The organism is Micromonospora chalcea, from assembly GCF_002926165.1.
Lineage (GTDB): Bacteria > Actinomycetota > Actinomycetes > Mycobacteriales > Micromonosporaceae > Micromonospora > Micromonospora chalcea.
Genome location: NZ_MAGP01000123.1, coordinates 39045 through 54605 on the forward strand (window position 1 = coordinate 39045; position 15561 = coordinate 54605).

Genomic DNA, 15561 nt, shown 5'->3' on the forward strand with positions numbered 1-15561 from the left:
CGGAGGGCGAAGCCAGAACGGGGAAGTGGCTGGATCCACGCGCCCTGGACACCGCCACTTCCCCGAACTGGTGCCGCGGGGCAGGCGGGCGGGGACGGGAAAGGGCGGAAAAGGGCGGGCGCCGCACCCCCGTTGGGGAGTGCGGCGCCCGGCTCGACGTGACGGCGCGAAACTCAGCGCTGGTCGAGGTTGCCTGCGGTGTCCTCCTGGTAGCTGGCACCACCGTTGACCTCGCTGGTCAGCGGCTTGGCACCGCCCTCGGGCGGGCCGGCCAGGCTCTGCCCGGCGGCCAGCTCGGGGAACTTCGCGTCGAAGGCCGGCCGCTCGGAGCGGATGCGCGGCATGCGGTCGAAGTTGCGCAGCGGCGGCGGGGAGCTGGTGGCCCACTCGAGCGAGTTGCCGTAGCCCCACGGGTCGTCGACCTCGACGACCGGGCCGGTCTTGTACGACTTCCAGCAGTTCCAGATGAACGGCAGCGTCGAGATACCGGTGATGAACGCGCCGATCGTGGAGATCGTGTTCAGCGTGGTGAAGCCGTCGATGGCCTGGTAGTCGGCGTACCGGCGCGGCATGCCCTCGTTGCCCAGCCAGTGCTGCACCAGGAACGTGGTGTGGAAGCCGATCATGGTCAGCCAGAAGTGGATCTTACCGAGGCGCTCGTCCAGCATCCGGCCGAACATCTTCGGGAACCAGAAGTAGATGCCGGCGAAGACGGCGAACACGATGGTGCCGAAGAGCACGTAGTGGAAGTGCGCCACCACGAAGTACGAGTCGTGCAGGTGGAAGTCGAGCGGCGGGCTGGCCAGCAGCACACCGGTGAGACCACCGAAGAGGAAGGTCACCAGGAAGCCGATCGAGAACAGCATCGGCGTCTCGAAGGTGATCTGGCCCCGCCACATGGTGCCGATCCAGTTGAAGAACTTCATGCCGGTGGGCACCGCGATCAGGTAGCTCAGGAAGCTGAAGAACGGCAGCAGCACCTGGCCGGTGGCGAACATGTGGTGCGCCCAGACGCTCATCGACAGCGCGGCGATGGCGATGGTGGCGGCCACCAGGCCCTTGTAGCCGAAGATCGGCTTCCGGGAGAACACCGGGATGATCTCGCTGATGATGCCGAAGAACGGCAGCGCGATGATGTACACCTCGGGGTGACCGAAGAACCAGAACAGGTGCTGCCACAGCATCGGCCCGCCGGTCGCCGGGTCGTACACGTGGGCGCCCATCAGGCGGTCCGCGGCGAGCGCGAACAGCGCGGCGGCCAGCAGCGGGAAGACCAGGATCGCCAGCAGGCTGGTGACCAGCATGTTCCAGGTGAAGATCGGCATCCGGAACATGGTCATGCCGGGCGCGCGCAGGGTCAGGATCGTGGTGATCAGGTTGACCGCGCCGAGGATCGTGCCCAGACCGGAGATGGCCAGGCCGACGACCCACATGTTCGCGCCGACGCCCGGGGCGTGGTCGGCGGTGCTCAGCGGCGTGTACGCGGTCCAGCCGAAGTCGGCCGCGCCGCCGGGGGCGATGAAGCCCGCGGTGGCGAGCGTGCCGCCGAACAGGTAGAGCCAGTACGCGAAGGCGTTGAGCCGCGGGAACGACACGTCCGGCGCGCCGATCTGCAGCGGCACCACGTAGTTCGCGAAGGCGAACACGATCGGCGTCGCGAAGAACAGCAGCATGATCGTGCCGTGCATCGTGAAGAGCTGGTTGTACTGCTCGGGCGACAGGAACTGCAGGCCCGGCCGCGCCAGTTCGGCACGCATGATCAGGGCCATCAGGCCACCGATCATGAAGAACACGAACGCGGTGACCATGTACATGATCCCGATCTGCTTCGCGTCCGTGGTGCGCAACAGCCGCGCGAGGGCCGACCCCTTGACCGGCTCCCGGACCGGCCAGGGCCGGGTCACGACCGGCTTGGGTGCGACGGTGGTCACGAGTGGCCTCCGGTTCTGGTTGTCCCGCTCGGCGCGCTGGTCATCGGCGCAGCCGTCATCCGCAAGGAGGATAGTCCCCGGTAGGTGGCCCCGCCGCGTGGGGTGGGCGGCTACGATCTCCGGCCGCCTAGAGCGGGCCGGTCAGGAGCCGGTAGTGCTCCCGGAAGATCCGTCCGCCGCGTCCGCGCAGCAACGGGTCGCGCAGCGCCGGCGGCACGTCGCGGGTGCGGTTGCGGTCCCGGGTCCGGTCCCGCACCCAGCGGGTACGCGGGCGGCGGCGACTCTCGTACGCCAGCAGCGCGGCGTCGACGCTGCCGGCGGCGCGCAGCGACTCGGCGAGCACGACGGCGTCCTCCAGCGCCATGGCCGCGCCCTGGGAGAGCGTCGGCGCGGTGGCGTGAGCGGCGTCACCGACGAGCAGCACCCGGCCGTGGAACCACCGCCCCAGCTCGACCTCCTCGGTGCGCTCGACGCACACCGTCTCCAGCGCGTCCAGCACCTCCGGGACGGGGCCGCCGTACGAGCCGAACAGCTCGCGCAGCCGGGCGAGCGGGTCGGCGGGCAGGTCGGTGCCGGCCTCGTCGGCGTAGCAGTAGAGCCGCCCGGCGCCGAGCGGCACCACCAGGAACCCGGCCCGCTGGCCGAGCAGGGCGGTCCAGTCGGCGATCCGCGGGCCGCCGCGCACGAGGGCCCGGTAGACCACGTGACCGGCGGGGCGGGGCGGCCCGCCGAGCGCGGCGAGCGTGCGTACCGCCGAGCGTGGGCCGTCCGCGCCGACGACCAGGTCGTACTCCGCGCTGGTGCCGTCGGTGAAGCCGACCGCCACGCCTCCGGGCAGCGGGTCGACGGTACTGACCTCGGCGCCGTGGCGGACCGCGCCGCCGGCGCCGGTGAGCAGCACCCCGAGCAGCTCGGCCCGGGGCAGCGCCCGGCATTCCCCCACTCCGGTCCAGAGCGCGTCGAGGTCGACCTCGCACAGCGGCGCACCGGCGGCGTCGAGGAAGCGCTGCCGGTGGATCACCTGGCCGAGCGGGCGCAGCGGGCCGTCGAGGTCGAGCCGGCGCATCGCCCGGGCCGCGTTGCCCGGCAGGTAGAGGCCGGTGTCTGTCGACTCCGCGGGTGGCAGCCGCTCGGTGACGTCGGGCCGGAATCCCGCCAGGCGAAGCGCCCGGGCGACGGCGAGTCCGGCGATGCCCGCGCCGACGACGAGGACGCGCAGGGGTGAACCACCCATGGTGGGTTACGCCTCCGGAGGGGAACGGCACGCGTTGGAGGCAAGACATTACTCGCCGCAACCAGGCGGCGGAAGTGCCCGCTCGCCCCGGTGCGGGCCGCCGGTCGGCGGCACACCCCGTCCCACCGGCAGGAATCCCGCCTCCATCTGGGGGAAGGGGTCGGCCGCGGCACTCGGTCGCACCACCGGCCGCACGCGGAGCGTTAACGAGCCCGGCGCATTTGCGCAATGATTTGAGACATGTAAATGTATTCCCTGCACCGTGGGAGCGCTCCCGTCCGTAGCACCGACCGAACCGGCGCCGTCCCCGCGCCGAGCCAAGGAGCATCATGAAGCGTCCACTCAGGGCTCTCGCCGCAGCCGGCCTGCTGGCCGCCGGCACCATCGTCGCCGTAGCGCTCGGCGGCACCGCCTCCGCCGACACGCAGATCTGCGAGCAGTACGGCTCGACCACCATCGGCGGCAAGTACGTGGTGCAGAACAACCGCTGGGGCACCAGCGCCCAGCAGTGCATCAACGTCACCTCCACCGGCTTCTCGATCACCCGGGCGGACGGCTCCGCGCCGACAAACGGGGCGCCGGTCGCCTACCCGTCGATCTTCGTGGGCTGCCACTACACCAACTGCTCGCCCGGCACGAACCTGCCGGTGCAGGTGAAGAACATCAGCAGCGCACCGTCCAGCATCAGCTACAACTACGTCAGCGGCGCGATCTTCAACGCCTCGTACGACATCTGGCTCGACCCGTCGCCGAAGCGGGACGGGGTGAACCAGATGGAGATCATGATCTGGCTCAACCGGCAGGGCTCGATCCAGCCCATCGGCTCCCCGGTCGGCACCGCCAACATCGCGGGCCGGACCTGGGAGGTGTGGCGCGGCAGCAACGGCTCGAACAACGTCATCTCGTACCTGTCGCCGTCGGCCATCCCCAGCTTCAGCTTCGACGCGCTGGCGTTCATCAACGACACCCGCAACCGGGGCGCGATCACGAACGACTGGTACCTGACCAGCATCCAGGCCGGCTTCGAGCCGTGGCAGGGCGGCGTCGGGCTGGCGGTCAACTCGTTCTCGCAGAACGTCAACACCGGCGGCTCCAACCCGCCGCCGACCACGTCGGCGCCGACCACGCCCCCGCCCTCGGGCGGCGCGTCCTGCACCGTCACCTACAAGGCGGCGAACGTGTGGAACAACGGCTTCACCGCCGAGGTGACGGTCAAGAACACCGGCTCCGGCACGATCAACGGCTGGACCCTCAACTACAACCTGCCCTCCGGGCAGACCGTCACCAACGCGTGGAACGCCACCGTCAGCCAGAGCGGCTCCGCGGTGACCGCCCGCGACGCCGGCTACAACGGCACGCTGTCGCCCGGCACGTCGACCACCTTCGGCTACCAGGCGACGCTCAACGGCAGCTACTCGGCACCGAGCAGCTTCACGCTCAACGGCTCCACCTGCGCCCGGGGCTGACCACCGCACACGGGAGGGGGCGCGGTCCGTCGCGGACCGCGCCCCCTCCCCCCGGGTACGCCTCAGCCGGCGAGCGCGTCGATGTCGCGCATCTCCTCGGCGGTGAGCGAGAACCCGAACACGTCGACGTTGGCCCGGATCCGCTCCGGCGTGACCGACTTCGGGATGACCACGATCTCGTGGTCGATGTGCCAGCGCAGCACCACCTGGGCCGGCGACACGTCGTGCGCCTGGGCGATGCGGACCAGCACCGGGTCGGACAGGTCGCTGGTCTTGAACGGGCTGTACCCCTCCAGCGCCACCCCCCGGTCCCGGTGGGCGGCGTGCGTGTGCCGCTCGTACAGCGACGGGCTCCAGCGGATCTGGTTGACCGCCGGCGTCTCCTCGGTGGCCTGGATCAGCTCGTCGATCTGCCCGATCGAGTAGTTGCTCACCCCGACCGTGCGCGCCATGTTCTCGTCCCGCGCGGCGAGCATCTCCCGCCACACCGGGATGCTGTCGCCGGGCGCGGACGGCGGCCAGTGCACCAGCCACAGGTCCACGTAGTCGGTGTCCAGGGCGGCCAGGCTCGCCTCGATGGTCTCCCGCTCCCGGCCCACCCGGTCCGGCGGCAGCTTGGTGGTGATGAAGACGTCCTCGCGGCGCAGCCCGCTCTCCTTGACCGCCCGCCCGACCTCCTTCTCGTTGCCGTACATGGTGGCCGTGTCGATGTGCCGGTAGCCGGCGTCCAGCGCGGCGAGCACGGCCTGGAAACCGGCCTCGCCGGTGGCCTGCCACGTCCCGAAGCCGAGCAGCGGGATCCGGACGTCACCGGCGAGCGGAAGGGTGGGCTGGTCGCTGTCCATGTCCCCCGTTCTACCCCGGTTCGCCGCACACACACCGGCATCCCGGCGCGCACGGCGCGTCTGGGGGAGGATGCGGGGATGGCGGACCGGCTGGACGAGTACCGGCGCAAACGGGACGCCGCGCGTACCCCGGAACCGGTGCCCGAGCGGGCGCCCGGCCGGAAGCGGTCCGCGCGGCGCGCGCCCCGCTTCGTCATCCAGCAGCACCACGCCCGGAGCCTGCACTGGGACCTGCGGCTGGAGCACGACGGCGTGCTCGCCTCCTGGGCGGTGCCGCGCGGCCTGCCCCGCGACCCGGGCCGCAACCACCTCGCCGTGCACACCGAGGACCACCCGATGGAGTACCTGACGTTCCACGGGGAGATTCCCGCCGGGGAGTACGGCGGCGGCCGGATGACAGTGCACGACACCGGCACCTACCGGGCCGAGAAGTGGCGCGACGACGAGGTGATCGTGGTGCTCGACGGCGAGCGCACGAAGGGGCGGTACGTGCTGTTCGCCACCGGCGGGCGGGGCCGGGACTGGATGATCAGGCGCACCGACCCGGCGCCGGAGGGCTGGACGCCGATGCCCGACCTGGTCCGCCCGATGCGGCCCGCCGAGGGTGGGCGGCTGCCACGCGACGCCGACGCCTGGGGGTACGAGCTGCGCTGGGCGGGCGTGCGCGCGATGGCGTACGTCTCGGGCGGCCGGCTGCGGCTGCTCGACGGCGACGACGACGAGGTCACCGGGTCGTACCCCTGGCTGCGGGCGATGGCCGAGGCGCTGGCCCCGGCCGAGGCGGTGCTGGACGGCGTGCTGGTCCGGATCGACCCGGCCGGGCGGGTCCGGCCGCCGACCCGGCGCGACGGGCAGTTCCTCGCCGTCGACCTGCTCTGGCTGGAGGGCGTGCCGAGCCTGGACGTGCCGTACGCGCAACGCCGTGACCTGCTCGACGGTCTGGCGCTCGCCGGTCCGCACTGGCAGACTCCGCCGTGGTTCCCGGGAGTCGGTGCGGACGCCCTGCGGGCCGCCCGTGAGCAGGGGCTCCCGGGAGTGGTGGCGAAACGCCTCGACTCCCCATACGAGCCGGGCCGGCGCAGCCGGCACTGGCTGAGCATCGACGCGAGCTGAGGACCACCGTGCACCTGACGCACCTGGAGTGCCCGCGCTGCGGCCGTGACCATCCGGCCGACGTGTTGCAGAACCTGTGCGGCTGCGGCTCACCGCTGCTGGCCCGCTACGACCTCGCCGAGGTGGCCGCCACCGTGGCCCCGGAGCAGTTCGGGCTGCGCCCGGCCGACCTGTGGCGCTACCGGGAGCTGCTGCCGGTGGCCGATCCCCGGTGCGTCACCACGCTCGGCGAGGGCTGGACGCCGATGTGGCGCGCGCCCGCGTACGGCCACGAGATCGGCATCGCGGATCTGCTCGTCAAGGACGAGGGGCTGACCCCGACCGGGTCGTTCAAGGCGCGGGGCGCGTCGGTGGGCGTGAGCCGGGCCCGGGAACTGGGCGTGGAGCGGATCGCCATGCCCACGAACGGCAACGCCGGGGCGGCCTGGGCCACGTACGCGGCGCGGGCCGGGATGACCGCGACGATCGCCATGCCGCTTGCCGCGCCGACGATCTGCCGGGAGGAGTGCCTCGCCGCCGGCGCGGATCTGCGGCTGATCGACGGCCTGATCAACGACGCCGGGCGGAACATCGCCGAGCTGATCGCCGGGTCGGGCGGGCGGATCTTCGACGCGGGCACGCTGCGCGAGCCGTACCGCCTCGAAGGCAAGAAGACCATGGGGTACGAGATCGTCGAGCAGCTCGGCTGGCAGGTGCCCGACGTGATCGTCTACCCGACCGGCGGCGGCGTCGGGCTGATCGGCATCCACAAGGCGCTGCACGAGCTGCGCGAGCTGGGCTGGGTCGAGGACCGGCTGCCCCGGCTGGTAGCGGTGCAGTCCACCGGGTGCGCGCCGATCGTGCGGGCGTTCGCGGCCGGCGAGGACCGCGTCACCCCGTGGGAGGACGCGCGCACCGTCGCGTTCGGCATCACCGTGCCCGCCCCGCTCGGCGACGAGCTGATCCTGTCCGCGCTGCGGGAGAGCGCCGGCACCGCGATCGCCGTGGACGACGCGGAGATCCTCACCGACCTGCGCGACTTCGCCGCCCGCGAGGGGCTGCTGCTCTGCCCGGAGGGCGCGGCCTGCCTGACCGCCGCCCGGCACCTGCGGGCCGGTGGCTGGATCCGTCCCGGCGAGCGCGTGGTGGTGCTGAACACCGGCGCCGGCCTGAAATACCCCGGCCTGGTGCAAGGAGGGGCCCCTTCTTAACGTCTCCGGTATAGCAGGGGCCCCCGCTTAACACGTGCGCACCGGGCGTCAGGACGTCGGCGGCTCGTCCTCGCCGGCCTCCTCGGCGGCGTCCGCCTCCTCCTTCGTCTTGTGCACCGCGCCGTCGGCGTGCTCCGGCGGGCCGTAGACGGTGTAGAGCACCAGCGGGTTCGGCCCGGTGTTGACGAAGTTGTGCTTCGTGCCGGCCGGGACGACCACGAGGTCGCCGGAGACGACCTCCTTCTTCTCGCCGGCCACCCGGGCCTCGCCGGTGCCGCTGACGAACGTGAGGATCTGGTCGATGCCCTCGTGGACCTCCTCGCCGATCTCGCCGCCCGGCGGAATGGTCATGATGACCAGCTGGGTGTGCTCCCCGGTCCAGAGCACGCGGCGGAAGTCGGGACTCTTCTCGGCGACTGTCGCGATAGTGAAATGCTCCATGGCCCGCTCATACCCCGATCACGCGCCCGCCACGCCGGGAGTCGCAGATGGTGGAATTCCCCACGCCGATCCGGTTTGGATCCCCGGAGAAGGGGCATGTGCTGCCGACAAGACCGGTGCGGGACGGGCCGGTCGAGCCAAGTCCCCGCTGGCGTACCGCCTGTACGGCTGCGGCGGTGGGAGACGGCCGGAGCGCGGCGACGTTACGACCGGAGGTCGTGCGGCGCCGTGCGCTCGTCTGCGCGTCCGGTCAGGCCAGCACGGCCAGGTGGAACGGACGGTCCACGTGCCCGCTCGTGCCGTGCGTCTCGACGAACACGGCGTTCGCGATACCCGAGCGCGGCGCCACGGTGATGACACCCTGCGGGACCAGCCCGTTCGCCGTCGCGGGGCCCACCGATCCGACGTACGCCGCTCCGGCCACGTCCTGGTCGAACGCGACCTGGTACATCCCGGCGGCGAGCCGGGTGGCCGAGGTGGCGCCGAGCCCGCGGACGAGTTTTCCGTCGGCGTCGACCACGGCGAACAGCATCCGTGCGGTGGCCGGCAGCCCGACCGGCGAACACGAGTTGATCTCGGTGTCGGCGCGTGCGGCCTCCCGCATGCTCGGGATCGGCTGGCCGGTGGTTTCCCTCCTACCTCTGCGGCTGGGCATGGTGATCCTCTCTCCCGCCGGTACGCCGGCCGGAGGCGTTCGTGCGCGTTCGGGCGATCGTCGGCGGTCACCCTCGATGATTCCGACGCTATGTCGGCGCACCGCCCGGCAACCAGCCGGAGAAGTGTCCCATCATTGACAGCCAACGGCTCTGACCTGCGAAAACGTTCACAACGTGACGCAGAGTGATCGGCTGGCTACATTTAAGTATGGTGCAGTCGCCCCGAGGCCCGGTCTACCGCCCGGTGCTGGCCGCGCGGCGCGGTGAGCTGGAGGCGCTGTCCCATCTCGACGGAGCCTCCACCCCGCTGCTCGCACCGGTTCTCGACGTCGCGGCGGACGCGCCGTCCATCAAGGACTCGCTGGCTCGACTGCCGGACGGGCTGCTGCCCGCCGTCGACGTGTCGGCGCTTCCGGACACCCCGGAACACGATCCGGTCCGGTGGGGCGTACCGCTGGCGCCGGTCATCGGCCTGACGGACAGCGACCGGCGGCTGGCCGCGCACGGCGCGGCGGCACGGGCCTGGGCGCACCACGCGGTCGTCCGGTTGCGCACCGGCCCGGACCGAAGCGGGCCGGACGCCGCGACGGCCGCCGCGGAGCGGGTGTGGCGGCTGACCGGCCTGATGCCGGAGCAGTGCGACCTGCTGCTCGACGCGGAGGACGTGTGCTGCACCGCGGACGTCCGGCTGGCCGAGCCACGGGTGCGGCGCGCGGCGGAATGGGCCCGGCGGCACGCCTGGCGCTCGGTGACGGTTGCGGCCGGCGGGATGCCGCCGGCCCTGACCCGGCTTCCGGTGGACGAGCCGGTCCGGCTGGACCGGTACGACTGGTCGCTCTGGCAGCGCCTGGCCGACCTGGACCTCGGGTACGGCGACTACGGCGTGAGCTGCGCGGTACGCGGCGCGGACGAGCCGGTCGACCGGGTTCCCACGCTGCGCTGGGCAACCGACGACGCGTGGTGGGTCTACCGCTGGTCGCGGCGCGGCGGGCGGGGCGACGAGCGCTTCGCCGACCTGTGCCGCACGGTGACCGCCGCCGCGCACTGGCCGGCAGCCGGGGCCGGCTTCTCCTGGGGCGACCACGAGATCGTCCGGCGGGCCCGGCGCGGCGCGGGCGCAGGCTCCCCGGCCAACTGGATCGCGTGGAGCACCTCGCACCACCTGGCGCAGGTGCTGGCCGCACTGGTCCGACCGGAACGGGACCAGCGCGGCCGGGCGTGGTGGGCCGACCCGGACGTCCCGGAACGGGGACGTACCGGCCGCTCGCCGCGCGGCGGGGAGTCCCGCCGCGCCGGCTGACTCACTCCTTCTCGGTGAACCCGAACTGCACCACGCCCTCGTCGTCGACGACCGCGTCCACCGAGGTGTCGTTCAGCAGTTCGGCGGCGTCGGAGTCGAGGAAGATGCGCGCCCCCTCGGTGTCCACCACCTGGTCGCCCCGCACCGGCTCCGGCACCAGTTCGATGGAGAGCGAACCGGCCTCGGTGTCGGCGGCGATGCGCAGCCCACCGGCGTCGGCCACGTCCTGCTGGGCGGCGAGGTCACGGATCACCAGGACGGCGTTGTCGGTCATGGTCAGCATCGCTGAACTCCTCATGGCTGGATGTCGGGATTCGCGCGGGCGACAAGGCCCACGTACAGGTCTTTTCCCTCCCTCGGCCCGGCGAATCCCTAGGCTGGGGGCAGAGACGGCGCGGTGCGCGCCACGTCTCCTGGCGATAACCTTTCACACCGGAGTCTTTCCCGCAGGAAATCTCCATGGCAGCATCGGCACATGCATCGTCGCCTATTCCCCCGGGCGCTCGCGGTGCTGGTGCTGGTCGCCACCGCGGCCACCGCCGGCGCCACCACCGCCACTGCCGAAGCGCCCACCCCCGCGCAGACCCGGCTGCACGCCACCATCGACGCCGTCCTCGCCGACAGCCGGCTCGACGGCGCGCAGGCGGGCGTGGTCGTCGTCGACACCACCACCGGCCGCACGCTGTACGACCGCAACGGGACGCGACGGCTCATCCCGGCCTCCAACACCAAGCTGTTCACCTCCGCGGCGGCGATGGAACTGCTCGGACCGGGCCACCGGTTCACCACCGACGTGAGCGCCGACGGGCCGCGCCACGCCGGCATGCTCTCCGGCGACCTCTACCTGCGCGGCGGAGGCGACCCCACCATCCTCGCCGCCGACTACGACCGGCTCGCCGCGCAGGTCGCCGCGACCGGCGTACGGGTCGTCGCGGGCAACCTGGTCGCCGACGACACCCGGTACGACCGCGACCGGCTCGGCCCGGACTGGACCTGGGACGACGAGCCCTACTACTACGCCGCCCAGGTGTCCGCGCTCACCGTGGCCCCGGACACCGACTACGACGCCGGCACGGTGATCGTCCACGCCGCGCCGGGAACGCGGGCGGGCGCCCGACCGAAGATCACCATGACTCCGGACAACGGCTGGCTGCGCATCGAGAACCGGGCCGAGACGGTGACCGAGGGCGAGACCACCATCTCGTTCGAACGCGAGCACGCCGGCAACACAGTGGTGGTCACCGGCCAGATCGCGCTCGGCCAGGCCACCGAGAGCGACTGGGTGACGGTCTGGGAACCGACCGGGTACGCGGCCGACGTGTTCCGGTCCGCGCTGCGCCGTCACGGCGTACGGGTGCTCGGGCGGACCGTGCTCGGCGCCGCCACCCCGGACACGGCCAAGCCGCTGGCCCGGCACGACTCGATGCCGCTGACCGACCTCATGGTGCCGTTCCTCAAGCTCTCCAACAACGGCCACGCCGAAGTGCTCACCAAGGAACTCGGCCGGCAGCTCTCCGGCTCCGGCACCTGGGCCGCCGGGCTCTCCGCGATCAGCAGGTACGTGGGCGACACCGGGGTGGACACCGGCACGCTGCGCCAACGTGACGGCTCCGGCCTGTCCCGGCGCAACCTCGTCCCGCCGGGACAGTTCGTCACGCTGCTCTCGGCGGTCCGCGCCGAACCGTGGTTCGACACCTGGTACGCCGCGCTGCCGGTGGCCGGCAACCCGAACCGGCTCGTCGGCGGGACGCTGCGCAGCCGGATGAGCGGCACCGCCGCCGCGAACAACGTGCATGCCAAGACCGGCAGCCTGACCGGCGCGTCAGCGCTCTCCGGCTACGTCACGAGTGCGGACGGCCGGCTGCTGGCGTTCTCGATCGTGCTGAACAACTACCTGACCTCGTCGGTGAAAGGGCTGGAGGATCAGATCGCGATCGCCCTGGCCGCGTACACCGAGAGGGAGACGGCCACCGCCCGGCGTACCGTGCCGGCCGCGCCGGAGTCACCGCGCGTACCGGAGGGACGGGAGTGCTCCTGGGTCAAACCGGCGCTCTGCTGACCGGCGCCGTACCGCCCGGGTGCTAGGCGCCGGGGCGGCGCGGCTGCGGGCCGGCGGCGGGGTCACCCCGCTCGACGAGCGCGTCGATCTCGGCCGGTGGGAGCCCGCGCAGGGTGAGCACCCGGCGACCCCACCGGTGCAGCCGGCACGGGTGGGGGCTGGCGTCGTTGCGGCAGATGGTTCCGCCCGACCACGTCCGCGGCGCGTGCACCACCACCGCGCGCACCGCGAACTGGACGTCCTCGACCGTCACGTACGGCGGCATCGGGATCTCGCGCAGCACGTCACCGTCGGCGCGGGGGCGGGCGGGGACGACGGGAGCAGGGCCGGTCATCGGTCGTGCCTCCACAGGGGATGGTCGGACGGGAACAACGGAAACCTACGACGCCGTGCCGGGTACGCGACGGACAAACTGTCCCCGCTCAGCGCAGCGCCACCGCCTGGAGGCTGACGTTGCCGCAGTCGCCGAGCGACTCCTCCACCGTCCAGTTCAGCAGCAGCCGCGCGCCACGCTGGGCGCGGAACTTGATCGTGAACTCGGTGGTGAGCGCGGTGTGCGGGTCTTCCATCCGGAGCGTGGTCACCGGTCCGCCGGTGGAGACACGCACGTCGAGACGGCCACGGGCCATCCAGAGCCCGGCGTACAGACGCACCGTGCGCTGCTGCCCGTCGGCGGCCACCGCCAGGTTGAACCCGCTGCCCCGGTGGCAGGCGTACACGCCGGACATGGTGCCGCTCGCCGACGCGACCGGGTTGCCGTCGCGCCAGGCGTACGCCTCGGGGTTGTTGCTGAAGCTCTGCCGCCGCCCCCGGCCGCCCTCGTCGCGGATCTCGCCGGAGCCGCCCCGCTTGCGGACCGTCCGGTCGGCGCCGGTGAGCCCCCAGTGGACCCAGTCGGTGGTGCCCACGGCGGTGAGGTCGACGGTGGCGGGCACCTCGGCGCGGGTCACGGTGACTGTCGGCGGGAGCGCACTCGTCGGCGACGGCGACGGCGTGGACGGCGTCGGGCTCGGCGACGGTGGCCGCTGCCGGGGACGCAGTCCCGGATTGGCCACCGTGTCGTCGGCCTCGTTCGGCAGCCCGACCCGGCCGGGCGGCGCGGCCGGCAGCCGGGCGTGCTCCTCGCGTGGCGCGTCGTGCCGCTCGACGCCGAGGTAGAGCGCCAGTGCCGCCAGGCAGAGGAACGCGGCCAGCCCTTCCAGCATCAGCCGACGCCGACGGCGCAGCCGCCGCAGCGCGGAGCGGGTACGCGGAAGGCCGTGCCGATGCGAGCCGGGGCCGGTACGCGGACGGTCCTCCTGGCCCACCACACCCTCCACTTCGGTCACGACACCGCCGGATACGACTGGTGCGCGACGGGCTTCACGGTGTCACCGGACGGCTCTTTGCGCCATATGTCGAGTGACGGGCGTTTCCAGTTCGTTACCTGGCGGCCGCTCGCCGGACCGGCCGCTCAGCTTACCGTGACCGCCTGCAGCGCCACCCCGTCGTTCTGCGCGCCGGTGACCGTCAGGGCCTGCCATTTGATCAGCAGCCGCTCCCCCGGGGCCGCCCGGAAGCGGATGACGTACTGGTAGAAGCGGTCGCCCGCGGCGAGGGCGACCTCACGGACGACGGGATCGCCGCCGCTGGACAGCGTCAGGTCGAGCCGCGCGCCGGCCGAGAACGTGCCGACGAACAGCCGGACCGTGCGCAGGTCCCCGCTCCCGGACACCCCGAGCGTGAAGCTCTTCCCGGCGCCGCGCTGGAAGACACCCGCCCGGGTGCCCTCCTGGCGCGCTGTCGGCGTACCGTCGGTCCACTGGAGATCACAGGCGCCCGCGTTGTGCTCCAGCCGCTCGCCACCCGGATCCCGGATCTCGCCGGTGCCGCCCGCCTTGCGATGGAAGCTGTCCGCGCCGGTACCGCCCCAGTGCCGCCAGTCCCGCGTACCGAGCGCGGTGAGCGACAACGCCCCCGGCAGCGGCGCCAGGCCGACGTCGAGCAGCGGCCCGCCGGGTGACACCGGGTCGGCCGGCGCCTGATCGGGCGCCTGGTCGCCGGGCGCCTGATCGCTCGGCGCCGCCACGGGCGACGTCTCCCGGTTCGACGGTGGCGCGGGTGACCGGCCCCCGTACGCCAGCGCCGCCACCAGCCCGGTCACGGCCACCGCCGCCAGCACGGCGCGCCGGCGCCGACGCCGGGCCCGGGCCACGGCGACCCGGGTGGCCGGGGCGTCGGCCGGGGGCCGGGTCGGGCCGAGTGTCAGCCTGGTTCGCGCCGCGTCGCGCAGCCGGACGCCGATCCCGCCCGCCAGATCGCCGATCCGGCCGGCCAGGTCGCCGATCCCGCTGGTCAGGTGGCCGATCCCGCTGGTCATATCGGCGAGGCGCGCCGGGATGCTCTCCCGGGCGGAGTGCCGGCCCGGTCTCGCTTCTGTTTCGGCCACCTGCGGCGGGCCGGGTTCGGCCGGATCGGGAGCGGGCCGGACCGGCGACGGAGCGGACAGGTGCAGTCCGATCGGCGGCGGCCCGACCAGCGGAACCCGGCCGCCGGGCGGGTTCGGACGCGACTCGGGGACGGCCGATGCAGCCGCCCCGGAGACGAGTGGCCTCGGGCCGAGCGAACCCGGAGCGGGCGTGCCGGAGCCGGGCGGACCCGGAGCAGGCGCACCCGGGCTGAGCGGACCCGAAGCGAGCGAGCCCGAAGCGAGCGAGCCCGGGGCAAGCGCGCCCGGGGCGGGCGTGTCGGCCGGGAGCGGGCCGGCGGCCGGAAGGTCGAGAGCCGGCGGTCCGCCGGCGTGCGGAGGCGGCCACACAGCGGTACCGGGCGGATCCAGGTCGACCGGCAGCACCGGATCGTCCGCGCCGGGAGGTGAGCGTTCGGCGTCCGGGGGCGTCACCGGCCGGGACACGCCGGGGTCGGTGTCCCCGGGCAGGCGGCGTGGACCGGTGGGCCGCGTCGGCGCGTCTGCCGATTCGTCCGGCGTGGGCAGCCAACCCCCGACCCGGATTCCGGTCCGCGCGATGTCGTCCTCAGCCACCGACCCTCCTCGGCCACCGGCGGCGAGCGGCCCGGCCCCGTGGCTCGCCGTAGGGAGGATGACACAGAACGCGATCTTGCAGAAGGCATCCGCCTCGCAATTCCCACGCGCCCCACGCCGCCAACCCGCCCACGGACCAGATCTTGGAAGATTCAGGTCCCCATAGGAGCCATTTCCTTCCAAGATCTCCCCCGACCCGGCGCGCCCACCCTCGTCAACCTGTTGATCATGAGGTTGGCGGGGACATTTCGGGCGCGGAATGCCGTCAACTTCATGATCGACGGGACCGGGGCGGGGGGCGCGG

14 protein-coding genes are annotated in these 15561 nt (G+C 72.8%); 5 read left to right on the top strand and 9 right to left on the bottom strand.

The genetic code is table 11. The annotated features are described in order from the left end of the window. Window positions 1-173 precede the first annotated feature (173 nt). Window positions 174-1931 (bottom strand): aa3-type cytochrome oxidase subunit I, encoded by a 1758-nt coding sequence (gene ctaD, locus BAW75_RS19625; RefSeq protein ID WP_043326216.1) that lies wholly within the window; start codon window positions 1929-1931, stop codon window positions 174-176. Window positions 1932-2058: 127 nt separating this feature from the next. Next, entirely contained in the window at window positions 2059-3165 is a 1107-nt protein-coding gene (locus BAW75_RS19630) for an FAD-dependent monooxygenase (protein ID WP_104114475.1), read from the bottom strand. 329 nt (window positions 3166-3494) lie between these two features. On the opposite strand from BAW75_RS19630, the gene BAW75_RS19635 reads away from it, so the two are divergent. Continuing rightward, a complete protein-coding gene (locus tag BAW75_RS19635) occupies window positions 3495-4631 on the top strand; it encodes a glycoside hydrolase family 12 protein (protein ID WP_064446917.1) in 1137 nt (378 codons plus the stop codon). Between the two features lie 62 nt (window positions 4632-4693). On the opposite strand, the gene BAW75_RS19640 is transcribed toward BAW75_RS19635, so the two are convergent. Then, window positions 4694-5476, bottom strand: a complete 783-nt coding sequence (locus tag BAW75_RS19640; RefSeq protein WP_043326222.1) for an aldo/keto reductase — start codon at window positions 5474-5476, stop codon at window positions 4694-4696. Between the two features lie 78 nt (window positions 5477-5554). Between BAW75_RS19640 and BAW75_RS19645 the strand changes: the two genes are divergently transcribed. Further along, window positions 5555-6589 carry a DNA polymerase ligase N-terminal domain-containing protein gene (locus tag BAW75_RS19645; protein ID WP_104114476.1) on the top strand — a complete coding sequence of 345 codons (1035 nt, stop codon included), beginning with the start codon at window positions 5555-5557 and terminating at the stop codon, window positions 6587-6589. Between the two features lie 8 nt (window positions 6590-6597). Then, window positions 6598-7779, top strand: coding sequence for a threonine synthase (locus BAW75_RS19650; protein ID WP_104114477.1), 1182 nt, complete (start codon window positions 6598-6600; stop codon window positions 7777-7779). Between the two features lie 48 nt (window positions 7780-7827). Here the strand turns inward: BAW75_RS19650 and BAW75_RS19655 are convergent, their stop codons facing one another. Together BAW75_RS19655 and BAW75_RS19660 are read right to left on the bottom strand one after the other, a co-directional pair. After that, window positions 7828-8220: a cupin domain-containing protein gene (locus BAW75_RS19655; RefSeq protein WP_013284343.1), complete on the bottom strand. Its 393-nt coding sequence runs from the start codon at window positions 8218-8220 to the stop codon at window positions 7828-7830. A gap of 250 nt (window positions 8221-8470) precedes the next feature. After that, window positions 8471-8824 carry a hypothetical protein gene (locus tag BAW75_RS19660; protein ID WP_233514570.1) on the bottom strand — a complete coding sequence of 118 codons (354 nt, stop codon included), beginning with the start codon at window positions 8822-8824 and terminating at the stop codon, window positions 8471-8473. 260 nt (window positions 8825-9084) lie between these two features. On the opposite strand from BAW75_RS19660, the gene BAW75_RS19665 reads away from it, so the two are divergent. Continuing rightward, window positions 9085-10176, top strand: coding sequence for a beta family protein (locus BAW75_RS19665; protein ID WP_208635275.1), 1092 nt, complete (start codon window positions 9085-9087; stop codon window positions 10174-10176). Between the two features lies 1 nt (window position 10177). On the opposite strand, the gene BAW75_RS19670 is transcribed toward BAW75_RS19665, so the two are convergent. Further along, a complete protein-coding gene (locus BAW75_RS19670; RefSeq protein ID WP_030501863.1) occupies window positions 10178-10459 on the bottom strand; it encodes an iron-sulfur cluster biosynthesis family protein in 282 nt (93 codons plus the stop codon). A 192-nt stretch (window positions 10460-10651) separates the two neighbouring features. Here BAW75_RS19670 and dacB point away from each other — a divergent pair, with 192 nt between their 5' ends. Then, on the top strand, window positions 10652-12235 hold the full coding sequence (dacB, locus tag BAW75_RS19675) for a D-alanyl-D-alanine carboxypeptidase/D-alanyl-D-alanine endopeptidase (RefSeq protein ID WP_104114478.1): 1584 nt from the start codon (window positions 10652-10654) through the stop codon (window positions 12233-12235). A gap of 22 nt (window positions 12236-12257) precedes the next feature. Here dacB and BAW75_RS19680 read toward each other — a convergent pair whose 3' ends face one another. The 3 genes from BAW75_RS19680 to BAW75_RS19690 form a co-directional block, all read right to left on the bottom strand. Then, complete coding sequence (locus BAW75_RS19680) at window positions 12258-12569, bottom strand: hypothetical protein (protein WP_043326231.1); 312 nt, start codon at window positions 12567-12569, stop codon at window positions 12258-12260. An 88-nt stretch (window positions 12570-12657) separates the two neighbouring features. Continuing rightward, entirely contained in the window at window positions 12658-13563 is a 906-nt protein-coding gene (locus BAW75_RS19685) for a hypothetical protein (RefSeq protein ID WP_231915516.1), read from the bottom strand. Window positions 13564-13688: 125 nt separating this feature from the next. Next, window positions 13689-15257 (bottom strand): hypothetical protein, encoded by a 1569-nt coding sequence (locus BAW75_RS19690; RefSeq protein WP_104114479.1) that lies wholly within the window; start codon window positions 15255-15257, stop codon window positions 13689-13691. Window positions 15258-15561: the final 304 nt, after the last annotated feature.

Bases quoted from the DNA above. Each gene is read 5' to 3' on its own strand.
- BAW75_RS19630 (WP_104114475.1), bottom strand. From the start codon at position 3,165: ATGGGTGGTTCACCCCTGCGCGTCCTCGTCGTCGGCGCGGGCATCGCC.
- BAW75_RS19635 (WP_064446917.1), top strand. From the start codon at position 3,495: ATGAAGCGTCCACTCAGGGCTCTCGCCGCAGCCGGCCTGCTGGCCGCC.
- BAW75_RS19640 (WP_043326222.1), bottom strand. From the start codon at position 5,476: ATGGACAGCGACCAGCCCACCCTTCCGCTCGCCGGTGACGTCCGGATC.
- BAW75_RS19645 (WP_104114476.1), top strand. From the start codon at position 5,555: ATGGCGGACCGGCTGGACGAGTACCGGCGCAAACGGGACGCCGCGCGT.
- BAW75_RS19655 (WP_013284343.1), bottom strand. From the start codon at position 8,220: ATGGAGCATTTCACTATCGCGACAGTCGCCGAGAAGAGTCCCGACTTC.
- BAW75_RS19660 (WP_233514570.1), bottom strand. From the start codon at position 8,824: ATGCGGGAGGCCGCACGCGCCGACACCGAGATCAACTCGTGTTCGCCG.
- BAW75_RS19665 (WP_208635275.1), top strand. From the start codon at position 9,085: ATGGTGCAGTCGCCCCGAGGCCCGGTCTACCGCCCGGTGCTGGCCGCG.
- BAW75_RS19670 (WP_030501863.1), bottom strand. From the start codon at position 10,459: ATGCTGACCATGACCGACAACGCCGTCCTGGTGATCCGTGACCTCGCC.
- dacB (WP_104114478.1), top strand. From the start codon at position 10,652: ATGCATCGTCGCCTATTCCCCCGGGCGCTCGCGGTGCTGGTGCTGGTC.
- BAW75_RS19680 (WP_043326231.1), bottom strand. From the start codon at position 12,569: ATGACCGGCCCTGCTCCCGTCGTCCCCGCCCGCCCCCGCGCCGACGGT.